The organism is Colwellia sp. MT41 (genome assembly GCF_001444365.1).
Classification (GTDB): domain Bacteria; phylum Pseudomonadota; class Gammaproteobacteria; order Enterobacterales; family Alteromonadaceae; genus Colwellia; species Colwellia marinimaniae.
Genome location: NZ_CP013145.1, coordinates 3581726 through 3599056, shown reverse-complemented (window position 1 = coordinate 3599056; position 17331 = coordinate 3581726). Strand labels below are relative to the sequence as shown.

Annotated in this window: 17 protein-coding genes; 7 read left to right on the top strand and 10 right to left on the bottom strand. The window is 39.5% G+C overall.

Features of this window, described 5'->3' with window-relative positions; all coding sequences use genetic code 11:
* Window positions 1-6: 6 nt before the first annotated feature.
* On the bottom strand, window positions 7-903 hold the full coding sequence (locus CMT41_RS15285; RefSeq protein ID WP_057182431.1) for a hypothetical protein: 897 nt from the start codon (window positions 901-903) through the stop codon (window positions 7-9).
* A gap of 232 nt (window positions 904-1135) precedes the next feature.
* Between CMT41_RS15285 and CMT41_RS15280 the strand changes: the two genes are divergently transcribed.
* Both CMT41_RS15280 and CMT41_RS15275 read left to right on the top strand, forming a co-directional pair.
* Complete coding sequence (locus CMT41_RS15280; protein ID WP_057182429.1) at window positions 1136-2560, top strand: sodium-dependent transporter; 1425 nt, start codon at window positions 1136-1138, stop codon at window positions 2558-2560.
* A gap of 84 nt (window positions 2561-2644) precedes the next feature.
* Window positions 2645-3544: a class I SAM-dependent methyltransferase gene (locus CMT41_RS15275; RefSeq protein WP_057182428.1), complete on the top strand. Its 900-nt coding sequence runs from the start codon at window positions 2645-2647 to the stop codon at window positions 3542-3544.
* Here CMT41_RS15275 and CMT41_RS15270 read toward each other — a convergent pair.
* Entirely contained in the window at window positions 3525-4463 is a 939-nt protein-coding gene (locus CMT41_RS15270) for a DNA ligase (RefSeq protein WP_057182426.1), read from the bottom strand. The two genes, CMT41_RS15275 and CMT41_RS15270, sit on opposite strands and share 20 nt — an antisense overlap.
* 135 nt (window positions 4464-4598) lie before the next feature.
* Between CMT41_RS15270 and CMT41_RS15265 the strand changes: the two genes are divergently transcribed.
* The gene (locus tag CMT41_RS15265) at window positions 4599-5147 is read left to right on the top strand and encodes a hypothetical protein (RefSeq protein ID WP_058027749.1); all 549 of its coding nucleotides are present in this window, start codon (window positions 4599-4601) and stop codon (window positions 5145-5147) included.
* A gap of 13 nt (window positions 5148-5160) precedes the next feature.
* Here CMT41_RS15265 and CMT41_RS15260 read toward each other — a convergent pair whose 3' ends face one another.
* A complete protein-coding gene (locus CMT41_RS15260; protein ID WP_438819270.1) occupies window positions 5161-5886 on the bottom strand; it encodes a DUF3581 family protein in 726 nt (241 codons plus the stop codon).
* 100 nt (window positions 5887-5986) lie between these two features.
* Window positions 5987-6265: a GIY-YIG nuclease family protein gene (locus CMT41_RS15255; protein WP_057182422.1), complete on the bottom strand. Its 279-nt coding sequence runs from the start codon at window positions 6263-6265 to the stop codon at window positions 5987-5989.
* A gap of 52 nt (window positions 6266-6317) precedes the next feature.
* On the opposite strand from CMT41_RS15255, the gene arfB reads away from it, so the two are divergent.
* The 3 genes from arfB (at window position 6318) to CMT41_RS15240 (ending at window position 8696) form a co-directional block, all read left to right on the top strand.
* On the top strand, window positions 6318-6731 hold the full coding sequence (arfB, locus tag CMT41_RS15250) for an alternative ribosome rescue aminoacyl-tRNA hydrolase ArfB (RefSeq protein ID WP_058027748.1): 414 nt from the start codon (window positions 6318-6320) through the stop codon (window positions 6729-6731).
* A gap of 133 nt (window positions 6732-6864) precedes the next feature.
* Window positions 6865-7716: a DUF2797 domain-containing protein gene (locus CMT41_RS15245; protein ID WP_057182418.1), complete on the top strand. Its 852-nt coding sequence runs from the start codon at window positions 6865-6867 to the stop codon at window positions 7714-7716.
* A 128-nt stretch (window positions 7717-7844) separates the two neighbouring features.
* Window positions 7845-8696: an HDOD domain-containing protein gene (locus tag CMT41_RS15240; protein ID WP_058027747.1), complete on the top strand. Its 852-nt coding sequence runs from the start codon at window positions 7845-7847 to the stop codon at window positions 8694-8696.
* 321 nt (window positions 8697-9017) lie between these two features.
* Here the strand turns inward: CMT41_RS15240 and CMT41_RS15235 are convergent, their stop codons facing one another.
* The 5 genes from CMT41_RS15235 to CMT41_RS15215 form a co-directional block, all read right to left on the bottom strand.
* Window positions 9018-10691 (bottom strand): FAD-binding protein, encoded by a 1674-nt coding sequence (locus tag CMT41_RS15235; RefSeq protein WP_058027746.1) that lies wholly within the window; start codon window positions 10689-10691, stop codon window positions 9018-9020.
* A 56-nt stretch (window positions 10692-10747) separates the two neighbouring features.
* Window positions 10748-11572 carry a PEP-CTERM/exosortase system-associated acyltransferase gene (locus CMT41_RS15230; RefSeq protein WP_058027745.1) on the bottom strand — a complete coding sequence of 275 codons (825 nt, stop codon included), beginning with the start codon at window positions 11570-11572 and terminating at the stop codon, window positions 10748-10750.
* A gap of 89 nt (window positions 11573-11661) precedes the next feature.
* Entirely contained in the window at window positions 11662-12912 is a 1251-nt protein-coding gene (locus CMT41_RS15225; protein ID WP_058027744.1) for a pyridoxal-dependent decarboxylase, exosortase A system-associated, read from the bottom strand.
* A 22-nt stretch (window positions 12913-12934) separates the two neighbouring features.
* Window positions 12935-14542 carry an acyl-CoA ligase (AMP-forming), exosortase A system-associated gene (locus tag CMT41_RS15220; RefSeq protein WP_058027743.1) on the bottom strand — a complete coding sequence of 536 codons (1608 nt, stop codon included), beginning with the start codon at window positions 14540-14542 and terminating at the stop codon, window positions 12935-12937.
* Between the two features lie 102 nt (window positions 14543-14644).
* On the bottom strand, window positions 14645-15484 hold the full coding sequence (locus CMT41_RS15215; protein WP_057182406.1) for a patatin-like phospholipase family protein: 840 nt from the start codon (window positions 15482-15484) through the stop codon (window positions 14645-14647).
* A gap of 198 nt (window positions 15485-15682) precedes the next feature.
* Between CMT41_RS15215 and CMT41_RS15210 the strand changes: the two genes are divergently transcribed.
* Window positions 15683-16447 (top strand): S1 family peptidase, encoded by a 765-nt coding sequence (locus tag CMT41_RS15210; RefSeq protein WP_057182404.1) that lies wholly within the window; start codon window positions 15683-15685, stop codon window positions 16445-16447.
* Window positions 16448-16467: 20 nt separating this feature from the next.
* Here CMT41_RS15210 and CMT41_RS15205 read toward each other — a convergent pair whose 3' ends face one another.
* Window positions 16468-17247, bottom strand: coding sequence for a divergent polysaccharide deacetylase family protein (locus CMT41_RS15205; protein WP_058027742.1), 780 nt, complete (start codon window positions 17245-17247; stop codon window positions 16468-16470).
* Window positions 17248-17331: the final 84 nt, after the last annotated feature.

The following is a 17331-nucleotide window of genomic DNA, read 5'->3' as shown; positions in this document are numbered from 1 at the left end:
TACTTTTCAATGGTCATTTTTTAGTGGTATTTGCACTTGAAACACGGCTTGATAAGCTTGATTAAAGTTGACTAAATCTTTACTGGCCAAATAACGCGTGTGTGCCTGATAAAACGGATAACTAAGATAAAGCTTTTGTAGTGATTGATTAATATCGTTGATAACTTGCTGGCCTAAAGGGCCTTTATGACAAGCGACATAACCAACAATATAACCAGGAGAACCCGCGATTGCTACTGAGGCTAGTGGCCAGGCGGTTGAAGAATGTTTTAACGCTTTATTGACACTTACCGGATAATCAACGATGTAGTCTATTCGCTCTTTTAATAGCATTTTAACTAGGGAAGTTGTCGCTTCACCACCACTCCTAATCACTAGGTTATGTGGCGGTAAAGTAGCGATTTGTTTATCTAAGAACATCCCCAAAGAGCGGCCTGCATCAATGCCTAAGGTATAGGTAGATTTACCGGTAAATAACGCCGCTAATGATTTTAAGCGCTTATTATTATCAAGGGCGTTTGTGGGTAAAATGCTAGATGCGTCCCTCTTTTTATAATATAGGCGTAAATTCAGTGCAATATTAAGCGGTGAACTATAAATATTATCTTTTAGTCGCTCAGGTGTTTTAATCCGGTTAGGTGCGCAACTGTTGGGCAGTTTTTTTAATAAGCGCGCAATACTTGGGCTTTGGGCAAACTCAAGGTTAAATTGGTATTGAGGTAAGGAAGCCAGTAATAAGCGGGTGGTATCTATTACCATAGAACTTGGCACATTCGAGTTTTTAATTGACTGAATATAGTCCTTGGCATCGTCGCTGAACCAGTATATCTTCTTTTGCGCATTACTCGTTGGGCAATAGCAACAAAAAGATAACAAGGTGATAATGATGAGCGAATTTTTCATTAAATGTCTGACCTAAAAATTAGTTATCTGTGTTTTACCTGAGAACAGTTCAAAAAGCTAACAAGTGACCTGCTCTATTTGAGTGTGTAATCAAGAATATACACAGTGCCACTTTGGTATTTTCTTGGTAAAAGCAAAGCTTAGCTAAAAACAAGACAAAGTTACTAAAGCTTGTTAGCATCGAGAGTGCAGTTTAATCACGTTATCATAATAATTATAAAAAAGGGTAAGTATGTCGGCTTCTAGAGAGCACTTTAGCTCACGAATGGGATTTATATTAGCGGCCGCAGGCTCTGCGGTGGGTATTGGTAATTTAGTCGGTTTTCCGGTTAATGCCGCGAAAAATGGTGGCGGAGCTTTTTTGCTTCTGTATGCGCTTTTTGTATTTTTTATTTGTTTACCGGTAATGATTGCTGAAATGGCCGTTGGTCGTAACACGGCAAAAGAACCTGTCGGCGCATTTAAAACCTTAAGCCATGGTAGTAAATTTTGGGGTGCTGCTGGTTTTTTAGGGGTGTTAACTCCCTTTATGATTGCTGTTTTTTATATGGTGATTACGGTCTGGATATTTGGTTACATAGTGTTAACTTTAATGGGACATTTAGATTTCCTAGCAAGTGATGCTGGTTTTGGTGTGTTTATTAATAGCCCTTACTTGTATATTGCTTTGGTAGCAGTAGCAGGGATTGTCAGCTTTATACTTGCTGCAGGGGTAAAAGATGGTATTGAAAAAGCCGCTAAAATTTTAATGCCGACGTTACTGGTGATGCTTATCATCATGGTTATCTTTGTCTTAACCCTTGATAATGCCATGGCCGGAGTGGCCTTCTTCTTGGTGCCAGATCTGAGCAAGATAACGCCGAGCGTGGTTAATGGCGCCCTATCCCAGGCCTTTTTCTCCTTGTCTTTAGGTATGGGGATTTTACTGACCTACGGCTCTTATATAAATAAAGAAACTAATATTCCAAATTCTGCCAAGTTGGTTGCGATTACTGATACTGCCGTGGCATTTATTGCCGGCTTAATGATTCTACCGGCGGTATTTTCATTTAACCCTGATATCGATCCCAGTGAGTTGAGTGACAGTTCAGTCTCCTTAATATTTACTTTTTTACCGAAAATATTTTTAGCGCTGCAAACATCAATTGGTTATGTTGGTGCCAGTGCAGTGGCGGCATTCTTCTTCTTATTAGTCTTTTTTGCTGCTATCACCTCCTTAGTCTCTATTATCGAAGTACCTGTGTCCTACTTGGTTACTGAGAAAAAACAAACCCGTAAAAAAGCCTTAGGTTATTTAACCGTTACTGCTGGAGTATTAACTTTATTTGCCACAGCATCCTTCGGTATGGTGCCATTTTTTACTGAGTTCACTTCCTATGCTGGCAGCACTAAGTCATTTTTTGATGTTATTTATGATGTTTTCTACGATACTATTTTACCGTTAAATGGCTTTTTATTGTGTGTGTTTGTTAGTTATCGCTGGAAGAAGAAGCAATTATCTGCAGAGTTAAGTATTGGTAATGAAAACTATAAGGGCTCATGGGTGGAAAAATATATTAACTTCTCACTGGGTACTTTTATCCCTGCCGTGGTCTTACTTATTTTCATTAATACCGTAGCGACAAAATTTTTCGCGGTCAGCTTATTTGGTTTCTAGTTAAACGCTCTAACCGATTTCAACGCCCATTAGTAAATGTTACTATTGGGCGTTTTTTATTATTAATTAATCGATAACTTAACCATGATAGAACATATTACCGCCACTGACTTTACCGACGCGCAAAGACTATTTCATGGTCGAGGCCATGCCTTTGCTAACTTAAACCACGTTAATGTTGACTGGTTATCTCCCGTTGTGCTTATCACCTTATATCAAGCGGTAGATAGCAAGTGGCTGGCGGAACAAGCGAGTGCCTTAAAATCATTGATTAAAGAATGTCGCTCGGTGCAAGTACAGCACCGCTATGAAAAGTTCGCCCCGACAGAGTTGTTATTAGGGGAGCCAGTAAGTAATACGATTGTCAGCGAGCAGGGGCTTAATTATCATATCGAATTTGGCAAGGCACAAAATACTGGCTTGTTTTTGGATATGAGTAACGGCCGAACGTGGTTAAGGCAGCATGCCCAGGGAAAAAATGTCCTTAATCTCTTTGCTTATACGTGTGCCTTCTCGGTCAGTGCCATCGCTGGTGGCGCCAGCAAAACCGTTAATATAGATTTAAGTAAAGCGTCATTAAGTAGGGGGAGGGAAAACCACCAGCTTAATCATTTGGCGAAAAAACAAGGTAAAAAAATAATTTTTGAAGGCGTTGATATATTCAAATCAAATAGTCGCATTAAAAAATATGGTCCCTACGATATTTTAGTGTGCGATCCTCCTTCATTTCAAAAAGGTAGTGTTAATATCGAGCGTGATTACGCTAAAATAATCCGCCGTATTCCACAATGGCTCAATGCTGGAGCTAGCTTGATGTTATGTTTAAACTCCCCCGATTTAGATGAAAACTTTTTAAAAGCAGAAGTGGCGCGTGAATGCCCAGATTGTCAATTTGAGCAGCGCCTCGATAACCCCGAAGTTTTTAAAGAAGCACATCAGGGTAAAGGTCTTAAAGTGCTGATTTTTACTTATCAACCAAGCTAACAATGTCACTGGCTTTAGGGTTATCTTTGTGGGCAATGGCCTTTATCCGCCAAAAACGGGCAAATCTTGGGATACCCGCTTGTGTTAAACCGTTGTACTTAAAGGTGATGGTAGTGCCAATTCCTGGTGGATGGGCACGTTGGTAATCACTAAAGCCCGAGCCTATCTTAAAAATAATGCCATTGACTGTTTTAACTTCAATGGCACCAAGCTGTCCTTGATACTTACCTTTACCCTTAGTATGAGCAATGACGATAGCCTCGGCATCTTGATGTTTTTTCAGTTTCATTAACGCTGGGTTTCGGCCTACTCGATAGTGGGCACTGGCAAGGTGTAGCATAAGCCCTTCACCTTGAGCGGTGACCACGTCATGCAATTTATCCTCAAGGGTATTTATGCTGTTAACGCGCACTTGGCTGATCATAGCTAAATAGGGCGATGGCACTTGTATTAATAAAGCCCGCATTTTTTTAACTCGTTTAGCAAAGTCTCCTTGGTATGCTGGCAGATCAAACATCATAAAGCGGACGTTTCGCCAACAGCTAATCGTTTTGTTTTCTTCTGCTTGTCGTTTGCTAACACAGGAAAGTAATGGCTGAAATTGACCTCGTGCTATCCATAACTCACCATCAATAGGGTAGGTCGGCCAATACTGGCTGAACCAATGCGGGCTATTTATTAAATTACCTTGGCGGGTGATTAGTTGTTTACCATCCCAGTAACCGCGTACACCATCAAGTTTTTCAGAAACAAAATACTGACTTATATCTGCTACTTCTTGGTAACTTACACCATGCTGTAAGTTAGGTTTAGTTGGCTTATGCTGTTGTTGCTCAGCTAGCGGACTTTGTTGTGCTTTTAAGGGATAGCAGCTTATTAAAAAGAGTGTAAAGAAAATCAGTAAACTATATGTCTGCATCACTAACCTCCGTGTATCGTGACCTTGGTAAAAAGTAAAGTCTAGTCTATATTTTAAAAATGAATACCTTAATGATTAATACCAAGTGGCTGAGCTTTATGTGCTGTCGTTAACTAGGTTAGCAAGGATGCTAGGATGAAAATAATTACGTACCCTACTGTTATTTATACCTTTATCGCGGTGTTGCTTTTAACATTTAGCGCGTCTACAGCAGCTAAAAAAAGATGTAAACCTTTATTGGCAAAGCTCCATCATATTCAAACCATGCAGCGTAAAGGCTACTCTTTAAAGAGAGGTGAAACTTTACGTGTTAAAGAGGATAAAGCGAGAGATAAATGGTGGCAGTGTGAACATAGCTCTTTGGCGTCATTTAAGGTGAAATATGGCAAAATAAATAAAAAGTCAAAAAAGCAGTCAAAGAAAAAGAAACTGGCGAAGAACAGCATTCATTACAGCCAAATGAATATAAAAACGTCCCAGTTAGTAAATAAAGTGGCAAGGTTTAATCAAGGCAGTGCGATTGTAATCAAAGCAAAATATCAAGGAGATAAGAAATGGGCTTGGTTGCAGTTTTATCAGCAACCCATTAAGTGCCAGCGTCCCAAAAATCTCAATGTTTTTGCTTATTGCAGTGAAGATAAACAACAACAACAAGGTGTATTTGAACAAAAGTACAACCGGTAATTAACTGACCCGTTTAAGCTTGGTAGTTTGTTTTACTTGCATGGTATTGCTTAACCATAGCATCGATAGCTTCTTGTTCATAAGCACGCAAGCCACTTAATAACATGTGTTTCTTACCGTGTCCAATAACAGCACCGTTTGATAATAAATCAAATTCAAGCCAAGCATTACCGCGTTTACCATCTATAGATAAACTGGTTTTAGCCAGTTGTAAAGTGACTGATTCAGCCTCTAAGGTATGTAAGTCAATAGACATTGATTGATACATTACCATAGGACGAGCAGGGTTGATCATGACTTTATTTTCAGCCATTAACTTAACTAAAATATCAGGGAAAGTGCGGCCAGAAAAGTCTACATATGCTTTTGTTAGTGCATTGATTATGACAGGGTTCATTGTTTTATTACCGCTGGCACTAACCGTTAAGTAGGTTTTATCTTTTTCATCTTTAATATCGAAGCTATTTTCAATCTTCTGTGGAAAAATCAGCTGAACTTTGTCGTTAACCATGCCGGAAAAATTGAAAGTCATTTTTTGATGCAGCCCAGATTTGGCGATAATGATTGAAAACAGTAAATCACCAGGCACACAGAAACGTCTAGCGTCTATATTGTGTAAAGGGTTAAAGTCATCGGCTACCTGCTTAGCAAAGTCACTGGCTTGTTGGCGGGTGAAGCTGATTTTATCAGCGCTAAGAGGGCAATAATTTTCAATAAACATTTCTTTAATAGACATCATTACAACTTCATTTTGAGTAAAACGTATTCGATCCCAGCAGTCTACAGTAGTTTTACCTTAAATCGAAAAAAAGGTACATATCTCTAACTGAGCAGACCTGTTACTTGTGGTTGAAAATACTGACAAGCTGTTCTTTCTTGGCTTTAGTGAGATGGCGAATTTGATACTCTTTTTTGCAAGCAGAGCTTTTATTGTCAGCTGCTTCAAGGTAAGCCAAGCTCACGGGTCGTCTTGCTCGGGTATATTTTGCGCCCAGTTTACTGTTATTATGTTCAGCAATTCGGCGCTGAATATCAGTGGTAACGCCAGCATATAAGCTATTATCGTTACAGCGGAGGAAATAAACCCACCAAGTTGTCGTTTTGTTATCTTCTGTCATATAAAGCAATAATTAGCGGTAAATAAAGTAAAAGTAATCATGGTAAATAAAAGTGCTTGAAATATCAAACAATGTCAGTCTAGCGGATTGGGAAATAGAGCTGAGTGCAATACGTGCGACGGGTAATGGTGGTCAGCGTGTTAATAAAGTCGCCACCGCTATTCACCTACGTTTTGACATTAAGCGTTCTTCGTTACCAACAATCTATAAGGAGCGTTTACTTACTTCTAAAGATAGTCGCGTAACCAAAGAGGGTGTTGTTATCATTAAAGCACAAAAATTTCGTACCCAAGAAATGAATAAAGAGGATGCCCTAGCGCGTTTAAAAGACTTTATTCTTGCCATGATGGTCATTCAAAAACGTCGACGAGCGACCAAACCCACCAAAGGTTCGGTGAAGAGGCGCTTAGCTAGCAAAGCAAATCGAAAAGTCGTTAAACAAACACGAAAAAAAGTGCAATTTTAGTGTCAGATAAACCCGGTTAAATTTTCCTGGCTAAAAGCAGGTAAGTCTTTGCGGTCGCACAGCAAAAAAATCAAACGTCCTTGATGAAAAAAAATAAAAAACCCTAATACAAGATAAAAAATAGAGAGCCATTATGCCAATGAGTGAAGTCGGCGCGATAGAAAAACTTACCGCGCAACTTGATAGTAATAATTTAGTACAGTATCAACTGCCTTTAGCTAGTCTTAGCCGAGATGGAACTAAACAAAGTATTGCCTTAAATCCCTTAATAGGTAAAACCATCAGTTTACATTTTACTGGTAATATAGCTTGTAAACATTGTGGTAAGCGCACCAAAAAGAGTTATTCGCAGGGCTATTGTTACCCATGTATGAGTAAACTTGCCCAGTGTGATTTGTGTATTATGAAACCAGAAACTTGCCACTTTCACTTAGGCACATGTCGCGAGCCTGAGTGGGGTGAAAGTCACTGTATGGTTGATCATTATGTTTATTTAGCGAATAGCTCGGGCTTAAAAGTAGGTATAACCCGACACACTCAGCTGCCCACTCGCTGGATAGACCAAGGTGCTTGCCAAGCCTTACCGATATTTAAAGTGAGTACCCGCTTGCAGTCAGGTCTGGTCGAGACCGCGCTAGCTGAATTTATTAGTGATAAAACTAATTGGCGCGCCATGTTAAAAGGGCAGCCAGAGCCGCTTGATCTAAAAGCAAAAGCAGAGGAGTTAATTCCTGAGATTAGTTTTCGCTTATCTGAACTTAGGCTGCAATTTGGCAGTGATGCGGTTGTAGAGTTAAATGAGAGTGTGCAAGATATTCATTTCCCTGTGCGTGAGTATTTAACAAAAATAAGCTCTTTTAATTTTGATAAAACTGCCACGGTTAGCGGAGTACTTATGGGTATTAAAGGTCAATATTTGATTTTTGATAAGGGCGTAATAAATATGCGGAAATTTAGCTCATATCAAATAAGTATTGACTATTAGTAACTTGAATTTGAGAATTGATATATCATATAGTTACATCTAGCTGTAATTAGCCAAAGAGCGAAGGTATTATTGGCTAAGCAACTTAAGATATCGGAATTTTAGACTGCAGTATTTAAGGGAAAAAGATGACCGCAGATGATTATGTACAGCAAGCGAGTGAAATTTTTGTTTTTTCTGATTCTTTTATTAGGATCAGGGAGTTAATTGATGATGAAGCTTCAACCATAGATGATATTTCAGAAGTTATTCTGCTTGATCCCGCGCTTGCAGGTACCGTCTTAAAACTAGCGAATAGTCCATTTTTTAGTTACCCAGGTAAAATAGATACCATTTCTAAAGCCGTGTTAGTGTTAGGGATCACCGAAGTTTATAACCTAGTCATTGTTTTTTTTACCACAGAAGCTTTTAAGAATATTGATGCCAATCAAGATTACCTTGAGGACTTTTGGATAAAAAGTATCGATTGTGCTTTGCTGATGAAGTTTTTAGGTACTAGCTTGGGCATTGCCCATGCAGAGCGCTTATTTATTTTAGGCTTGCTACATAATTTAGGTGAGTTGCTGGTTCATCAAATGACCGCTGATAAGCATAGTGCTTGCGAAAGTCAGGATATCAATTTATTGCCTTGGATTAAGCAACATAAGGTGCTTGGTTTTACTTACGGGGAGTGCTCAGCCGCGCTACTAAAAGAATGGCAATTACCTTATAGCATTTTTGCTCCCATTCGTGACCAAGATGTTGACGACTTAAGTCAATACAGTACCGAAACACAGCTGTTATATGTTGCTAAACGGGTGATGAGCAAAAACCAGCTGTTTAAAGAGCAAAGTATAGATTACAGTGACTTGTTAACAAAAGAGCAATTAGAGCTACTTTGCATCGATAAAAAGATATTAGAAAATGCCGTTGATTATTGTGCTTTAGAGCGCTTAAGTTTATTAATGATATTAAACCCTAGTGCCGCCATGCTTTACTAGTTTTTAGTTACTTTAACCATTTAATGGTAACGGGTAACGGGTAACGGGTTTAAATCATTCACTATTTGAAAGTTTAGTAAACAAATAACAGCAAATTAACGGATGTAGGGTATCTCTGGAAGAAGTGTCTTTGCCAAGAATGGCAAAGCCAAGCCTATAGGGACATATGTACGGCGTCTTCTGGAAGAAATATTCTACAGAAGTGAATAACTAGTCATTTCATCCTCTTTTATGAAGATTTATTTTTTTTGCCTAATTTAAACCCGTTTGCCCTATAACGGGTATATAGATAAAGCCCGATAAATAGCCGTTTATCGGGTATTAGTTTGGGTTGTATCGTCCTTGGCTCAAAATATTATTTGGATCTAAGCTGCTTTTTAGCTGATTAACCGTTTGCCAAAAATCACTGTCCTTATTGAGTAGCCATTGTTGCTGATCAATATTAAGCCGGTAAGGTACAAAGCCTTTTTTCAGGCCTTGTTCTACCAACATTTTTAAGCAATTATGGGCATCGTTAACGGCTTTAGGATTGCTTAAATCAAAGACTATAGGGATGGTACTGTCAACGCAGTCGTGTTTTAAGTTGGTAAACGTAATAAAAGGTTCAATATTAAATTTTGGACATATTGCTCTAATAAACTCAACAAACTCCCGCATTTTATTTGCTTTCATGGGAATTAATGGCGCATACCAAAGTAAACCACAACCATCTTGACCAGGTGATAGCTTATCTTTATCAAAACCATCAGCGTCTTTATGGCGCCAATAGGCTAGTTTTAAGGCAACTTTATTGGGCTTGCCTAGCATTATGTCTTTACCTTTATTAAAAGAATCAAGCTGCTCAGCGATCGTAGTTAACATCGGTACTTTATTGATTAACCATGCGGGCAAAATATCGATAGTTTTATTTGCTAGGATAATGCTTAGGCTATTTGAGTAAATACGCTTACATGGTAGTTGTTTGAAAATGTCGTCTATTTCTTTTTTTACCACCTTAACAACTCTGCTACTGCCGTAAATACTACCGACAATAGTCCAACTAGGGGCTCTTAGCTCGCTCGCTAGTTTATTAATATCGTTACTGAGCATGACTTGATGAGCATCATTACCATTAGGGTTCTTGGCAAACATTGACAATAAGCGCCGCTGATCCATAAGGTTAATTGAACCAACAATACCTTCATAATCTTGCAACACCTCTCTGATCAAAGGTACGGCGGCTTCAAGTAGGCTATCATCGGCCATTTGAATAAAAAAGGACGTGAAATCTGGTTTTATCTTCGCTAAGCGAAGGGTCATTTGGCTGACAATACCAAGGTTTGACTGAGTAAATAGTCCCTCTAAATAAGGACCGAGTCCCCACTTAAAGGTTTTATCTACCAGTTTTTCCTCACTGGCATCTAACTCATAAACGGCAGATTGATAGGGTCTACCGTTAGCCCAGTAGCCTTGAATACTAGTAACCGCACTGAAATGGTCGGTATAAGGCGTTATACCGTAGCCCCGCTCTAAAGCATTAGCTAATAGGGAGCAACTCGGGCCTGCACCCGTGACGGGCACCATATAATCATGATTATGCTGATGTAAAAAATCACTTAATTGTTGTTGAGTGACTCCTGGCTCTATGGTAACTAGGCCTAACTCGCTATCAAAATGAGTTATCTTTGTTAAGCGACCTAAATCTAAAAGAATAATATTGTTAGCTAGCCCGGTCGGTTGGCTAGTACCATAACCCCAATTATTACCGGTACTGATGGGGTACAACGAAAAAGCGAGTTTTTCATCCTTGGCACATTGGTTGGCTAAATCAAGTATTAGTTTAATTTCGCTAACGTCAGTCAGTGTAATCACGGCCATCAGCTGTCGTTGTTTGTTGTCAAAGTTATCGAGCCCTTCTGTACCACGCATAAATCGAGCAAGTTGCTGAGGGGCAGATGAAAAACGTGACTTTGTTGCTAGGACATTTTCAATGAGGGAAGCAAGCTGTGGTGACATGGCAGGTACTTAGCGGTAAGCCGCTGTTGAGTGCTGTTAATGTATATTAGCTGAATTTAAGTTAGATTCATTTGCTTCAGTTGCAAGCAGATGTCTTTTTCAATCGTTTTATAAAGACTTTTAAAGCCAGGTGAAAGGTCTTTCATAAATATTTCAGGGCTGATGTAATAGGGCGCGCGTAAGCCATGGTAGTCAACAGTAGGGCCAAGTTGCTGAAAGGATATGCCAATAAACTTCATGCTGCGCGCGAGTCTCGGTTCCATCATCACATAGACATGACGAATTCCCGTATTCATGCCCATGGTTGCTGCCGCCATATATAATCCGATGGCAATAAAGGGGAAGCAACGTAATTCTGTTTCCGAATAGCTAATCTCACTAATTACCCCGGTGCCCGAGCCCTTGTAGTGATCGGCTTTACGGCGACGAAAATCAGCTTTAACGGCTAATCGTGAAATTTCAGCTATTTCAGCACGGTTAAAGCGCTTAGGGCTAAGCGCTTCGTTAGTGATAGAGTCTAGGCAATACTTTTCTATGGGCAGTAATTGCTCGGGACCATTTGAGGTGACTAAGCGCACACAACTGGTAAATGTTTCCGAAGGTTTATGCTTAATTAAAGAGAAAATAGATTGCTCGTCAAACTCATCAGTCTCTTGGCCATTTTCTCTCACCTCTTCAAAAGCGAGTTCTTCGCAGTAAACATTATGACGTATTTTAAATGCTTCTTCTTTTAATGCTTGGTCTACGGCAACATGAGGTTGTAAAAATTGGGTGAAATGTTCTGCAATACTATGCGCTTCTCTACTTGCCTTAGCGGAGATGATTTTTTTAGTGATATTAGCAATAATAGGAGTGCTTAATAATCGTTGATTCCAGTTCATTATTATTCCATGATGAAATTGTAAATAACTAGGCTAATACCAGTATAGTCGTTAACTCAATTTAGCTATAATTAATGTCAAATTGCGCTTTAAAGTAATATTTCGCTTAATTGCGGTTGACTTAGAAAGTCCTTAGGGCTTGCTGAAGCGCCATAAGCGCCAGATTGAAAGACTACGACATAATCACCTAGGCTGGCTTTAGGTAGCATAATTTTGTCCGCTAAAATATCAAGCGGCGTGCATAAGGGCCCGACAATGTTAACTTGCTCTAGTTCCTTGCTATTGAGTTTGTTGCCTATTGCTAGCGGGTAATTCTTGCGAATGACTTGGCCAAAATTGCCTGAGTTAGCGAGGTGATGATGTAAACCGCCATCACACACTAAATACTTTGTGCCACGGGAAACCTTAATATCAACCACTTTACAGACATAAATACCCGCTTCGGCGACTAAATACCGCCCTAGCTCTAAGATCAGCTCGACCCCGTCAGTCAAGGTTTTATATTGCTGCAAAAGTGCCTGTAAATTATCGGCAATTGCTGACACGGCTAATGGCTGCTCATTAGCAAAGTAGGGCACACCAAAGCCACCACCAATATTCAGGTAATCTATTTTTATAGTGGTTATTTTGCGTGTTAACTCAACTAATTGTTGTGCTAAGGCAAATGTTTGTTGTTGCGCTGCCATGATAGCCTCGGCATTAAGGTTTTGTGAGCCAGTATAAATATGAAAACCGCGTAAATTAACTTGCTTTAACGGCAGGTCCTTAAGCACTTGAGCAATTTGCTCTTCATCTATACCAAAAGGTTTTGCTCCGCCAGACATTTTCATGCCCGAGGCTTTAAGCTCAAAGGCAGGATTTACTCTCAGGGCAATATTTGCTTTGCGCTTTAATTGCTTGGCCGCTAATTCTACTTTAGCTATTTCACCTACTGACTCAACGTGTAGCGTTACTCCGGCGATAATGGCGGCTTCAATATCATCGATAGTTTTACCTGGGCCAGCGAAACTGATTTTATTTACCGGCATTCCTGTTTGAATTGCCAAGAGCATTTCTTTTTTTGAGGCGACATCAAAACCTGACACTTGTTCCGCCATCAATTGCACTAAACTAGGGTATGGGTTGGCTTTTATGGCGTAATGCAGAGAAATTTCTTTTGGTAAGGTGTTTTTTAATTGCTTAACCCTATTGATAATGAGTTGTCGGTCATAAGCATAAAACGGTGTCGTTGACACCAGTTTTTCTATTTGACTTAAAGGGATATTACCAATAGAGAGTTCACTACTTGTCGGTGGGATGTCCTTGAGTGATGTCGTTAAATAGCTCTGTGATTGTTTCATGTTGCTGCCAGTTATTATCTAATTAAGTGAGTACGTTTTTGTTGTTATAATTCATCTGCAATAGCTTGGTGTCTACTTTACCATTAGCATTGCGAGGTAATGCCGATAAAAAAAATATCTTTTTTGGTATCATGTAGTTAGGTAAATTTAATTGGCAATGTTTGAGGATTTTTTTTGTTGATAATGCTTGGTTGTCATTTGAACTGACAATCAGTGCGATGATAGCTTGACCAAGCTCTACCGAAGGGCTAGTGATTATCGCGGCTTCATCTACCAGTGGTAGTTGTAATAGTACCGACTCTATTTCAGTTGGACTAACCCGATAGCCAGACGTTTTAATCATGGTGTCTATTCTGGCAACAAAATAGAGAAATCCGTCAACATCACGGCTTACATAATCACCAGAGAATACTGCTCGTGGTGTGCCTTGCGCATTTATTGCTTGTTTAGGCGTTTCTTTAAATCGCTCAGCAGTAGCGGCCTCATTTTGCCAATAACCTAACGTTACCAACGGGCCGATATGAACCAATTCACCTACTTCATCGTTATCACAGGTACTACCATCTTCTCGTAAAACTAGAATTTCCGCATGAGGAATTGCTTTGCCTATTGAGTTGGGCTTGTGGTCTATTTCCAGGGGCGATAAAAAACTAGAGCGAAAGGCTTCCGTTAAGCCATACATAAGATAGGGCTTAGCGTTGGGCATGTTTTTTCGTAAGGTAACTAACGTTGCTGAGGGTAGTACACCGCCTGAGTTGGTAAAATAACGCATTGATTGTGCAGCGCCTTTTGGCCATGCTGCCTTGCTCAGTTGCATCCACAGTGGCGGCACTGCGGCTAAGCCAGTAATTTTATATTTTTCAATGGCTTTCACTACATCACTCGCCATTAAGTAATCGAGTAATATGCATGTGGCGCCCACGAGGAAGCAGCTGGTTAACTGGTTTAGGCCATAGTCAAAACTTAAGGGTAATACCGATAAAATTTTATCGTCAGTGGTTAGTTGTAAATACTGACTAACTGATTTTGCGCCAAGCATAATATTTTCGTGACTAAGCATAATACCTTTCGGCTGCCCTGTGCTACCAGAGGTATATAAAATGGCGGCTAGATCATTAGGGGAAATAGAGCATTTTCGCGCTGTTATTGCCTTTTCCTCTTGAACTATTAATGCTTGCCAATTGATAATAATGAATTGCTCTGGCAAAGACTGTAGCGCTAATGCTTGCTCTTCGGCATCAATGATTATGATGGTCACTAACTCAGTGAATTTTTCCAGAATGGGTGTTAATGCCTTTAGCCTAGCCTTATTGGTGATAAGCAATTTTATTTGGCAATCATTGGCAATATAGTGAACTTGTTGGGCTTTTAACACAGGGTTAATGGGCACAAACACGGCACCGAGTAATGAGCAGGCAAACATACTTTGCACATTCTGTTGATTTTTTGCTAAGTAAATACCTATTCGATCACCTTGATTAACGCCAAGGGACAAAAAACCTTGTGCGACTGCCTTCACTTCTTTATCAAGTTGAGCATAACTAAGCTGGTTAGTATTTATTTGCAGCGCAATCGCATGGGGATAGCGCTGGGCACTAAAACTAATGAGCTGGTGAATCAAGCTGGTCATTTATCATCCTGAAAATAAAATGTCGGGGGTAATCTGAGTCACACTATTATGACCGTAAAAGCATAACAGAGGCAAGTAGCAGTTAAAGGGAATTCTTAGAATTTAATGAATTATATCATGAGTTTCCATATTCATTTTTAATGGAATAACTTCCATTGCGGTTTTAAAACCAATTTTATATAGCTGATGCTTTTGTTTGGTCGTCATTTTAAAATCAACCGCTGAGTATTCACCTATGTTTATCACTATGGTGTTGTGCCAAAAACTCTCGTTAATATACTCACGGGAAATAGTGGTCATAAAAGTACGAATAAGTAGCGTGACATAGTTAAAGATAGGAAATAAGCCATTAACACTTAGTTGATCATATTCATGTTCACCGCGTAAACGAAAACAAAGTACCGGTGTACCTTTATGATCCCAGTCTCTATGTAAGGCATCTTCAGATAAAATACTGCCGTCAACCATAATACATTTTCCGTAGGTTTTAAAGCTAAAAACCAGTGGGATAGACATGGAAAATCTTACCGCTTGTGATACCTTCATATCAGGGGTTAATTCAGCATCAAAGATGACGGGTTTGCCGTTAGTGACATCGGTAGCAACTATATGAAGGGTTTTCTCTAATTGAGCGAACGTTTTTCCTTGTAAATGATTATCCACCCAGCGTTCAAAAGCATCGCCAGAGCTTAAGCCACCATGGCGAATAAGTTTGATTAAGGAGAACTCTCGAAATTGGTTATAATTTGTTTGTAAGGCAATTCTTTTTATGTCATTTAAGGCTAAACCGGCGGCATAGAAACTGGCAATGATGCTGCCGCCAGAGACACCGACAAGATCTTCAAAGTCAATATCGAGTAATTGCAATGCTTTTAATACGCCTAAGTGGGCTGGTAGTCGGGTACCGCCACCAGCAAAAATTGGCACTATAGATTTTTTCATTTAACCCCCTTAACCGCAAAGGATATCAAGGCTACTGACATTTTTAACAGTAAACTTTAGCCTTAATTATGAACAAAGTTAGCGATTTTGCGAAAAATATTGTTTAGCAAGGGTAAAGTAATGCATTTTATATCAGGGAGGCTTTAAGGTAGACTTTATTTCGGTAACTAATATCACATAAATTATATAGGAAAAATTATGAGACCAACCATGCAGCTTGTTAGTTTTTGTCTGTGCATACTTATGCCATACGCTCATGCCGACTTTGTTGATGTTGTCGCAAAAATCAAGCCGTCAGTTGTTGGTATTGGTGTGCATACACCTACTAGCCGCCCGCAAAATATTTTACGGGGCACTGGCTTTGTCATTGGTAATGGCCGTTACATAGTCACCAATAATCATGTATTACCAACCTTATTAAACGACAGTCTATTACAAAAAATGGCGGTTTTTATTGGTTCAGGTAAAAATGCTAAAGTCAGAGAAGCTGAAATCGTGGCGACTTCCAGCTTATATGATTTAGCTATTTTAAAAATATCGGGACCGGCTTTACCTGCGATGACCTTGGCTAATAGTGATTTCATCGCCGATGGTAGTTTTATTGCTTTTACCGGTTTTCCTATTGGCGGTGTGTTGGGTTTATACCCGGTTACTCACCGAGGTATCGTAGCTAGTCTTACGCCAATCGTTGTACCAGCGGTATCCGCGCAACAAATCAATTTGAAAATGCTTAAACGTATGCGCAACCCCTACTTAGTTTATCAGCTTGATGCTACTGCTTATCCGGGAAATAGTGGTAGTGCTATGTATGATATGAAAACAGGGGCAGTGGTTGGCATAATCAATAAAGTGTTTGTGCAGAGCACTAAAGAAGCGGTTATTAGTAATCCTAGCGGTATCACTTACGCAATACCGGTAAAGTATTTACATCAAGTACTGCGAGAGAATAACATTTCAATTTAGTCAAACGCTTGTTGCAGATGTTACTCACTAACCGCGGTGACTTTATTGCTACTTTCACTTTGATATAAATGTGATAGCGGTACTAACTTTATACCATGTAAGGCTAACGTTGGGATCAGCTTAGTTAATATCGCCACAGTTTCAGGGTGTGGGTGAGCGATAGCAATAGCGATTTGATGCTTTTGGGCAATCGCTATTAGTTGCTTAAATTGTTGACTAATATATTCATCAGTTAATTCATTATCTAAAAAAATCTGCCTTGATTTTACCGGTACGCCGTAGTCTATCGCTGCTTGTTTCGCCTGTGAATGAGGGCTGGTTTTACTGTCTAAAAAAAGTAATTCATGCTGTTTTAAAAAAGCCATGGTCCACGCCATTGGTTGATAAAGTTGCGTGAGGTAGCTGCCCATATGATTATTAATGCCAATTGCAAAAGGGATTTCAGCGAAGGATTTAGTCAAACTTCTTTTAAATGCATCTTCATCCATAGCGCTAGTTAACGCGCCAGGGCCTAATTTCTCACTATTCTTAGACTCCATTGGAATATGGATTAGCACATCATGATTGGCATTATTCGCTTGTATGGCCAGTTTTTTTCCGTAGGTGGTATGGGGTAAAAAGGCATAAGTAATTGCGCCGGGTAAGGTTAATGCGTGTTTATCTGTGTAACGATAGCCCATATCATCAATGATGATGGCAACTCGATTCGTTTGAGCTTGGCTCTGATAACTTATTAGCATCATAACGAGTAGGGGAAAATTAGCTATAAAGGACATTTTTTTCAACAGAGTATTTTGCACCGGATAAGGGGTCCTTATAATTATTTAATTAGTAAAAAGCCTAGTAGTAATTTAGCTAAAAAATATAATATTTTAGCTAAAGGG

Coding starts and splice junctions, on each gene's coding strand:
- CMT41_RS15285 (WP_057182431.1), bottom strand. CDS start 903: ATGAAAAATTCGCTCATCATTATCACCTTGTTATCTTTTTGTTGCTAT.
- CMT41_RS15280 (WP_057182429.1), top strand. CDS start 1,136: ATGTCGGCTTCTAGAGAGCACTTTAGCTCACGAATGGGATTTATATTA.
- CMT41_RS15275 (WP_057182428.1), top strand. CDS start 2,645: ATGATAGAACATATTACCGCCACTGACTTTACCGACGCGCAAAGACTA.
- CMT41_RS15270 (WP_057182426.1), bottom strand. CDS start 4,463: ATGCAGACATATAGTTTACTGATTTTCTTTACACTCTTTTTAATAAGC.
- CMT41_RS15265 (WP_058027749.1), top strand. CDS start 4,599: ATGAAAATAATTACGTACCCTACTGTTATTTATACCTTTATCGCGGTG.
- CMT41_RS15260 (WP_438819270.1), bottom strand. CDS start 5,886: ATGATGTCTATTAAAGAAATGTTTATTGAAAATTATTGCCCTCTTAGC.
- CMT41_RS15255 (WP_057182422.1), bottom strand. CDS start 6,265: ATGACAGAAGATAACAAAACGACAACTTGGTGGGTTTATTTCCTCCGC.
- CMT41_RS15245 (WP_057182418.1), top strand. CDS start 6,865: ATGCCAATGAGTGAAGTCGGCGCGATAGAAAAACTTACCGCGCAACTT.
- CMT41_RS15240 (WP_058027747.1), top strand. CDS start 7,845: ATGACCGCAGATGATTATGTACAGCAAGCGAGTGAAATTTTTGTTTTT.
- CMT41_RS15235 (WP_058027746.1), bottom strand. CDS start 10,691: ATGTCACCACAGCTTGCTTCCCTCATTGAAAATGTCCTAGCAACAAAG.
- CMT41_RS15230 (WP_058027745.1), bottom strand. CDS start 11,572: ATGAACTGGAATCAACGATTATTAAGCACTCCTATTATTGCTAATATC.
- CMT41_RS15225 (WP_058027744.1), bottom strand. CDS start 12,912: ATGAAACAATCACAGAGCTATTTAACGACATCACTCAAGGACATCCCA.
- CMT41_RS15220 (WP_058027743.1), bottom strand. CDS start 14,542: ATGACCAGCTTGATTCACCAGCTCATTAGTTTTAGTGCCCAGCGCTAT.
- CMT41_RS15215 (WP_057182406.1), bottom strand. CDS start 15,484: ATGAAAAAATCTATAGTGCCAATTTTTGCTGGTGGCGGTACCCGACTA.
- CMT41_RS15210 (WP_057182404.1), top strand. CDS start 15,683: ATGAGACCAACCATGCAGCTTGTTAGTTTTTGTCTGTGCATACTTATG.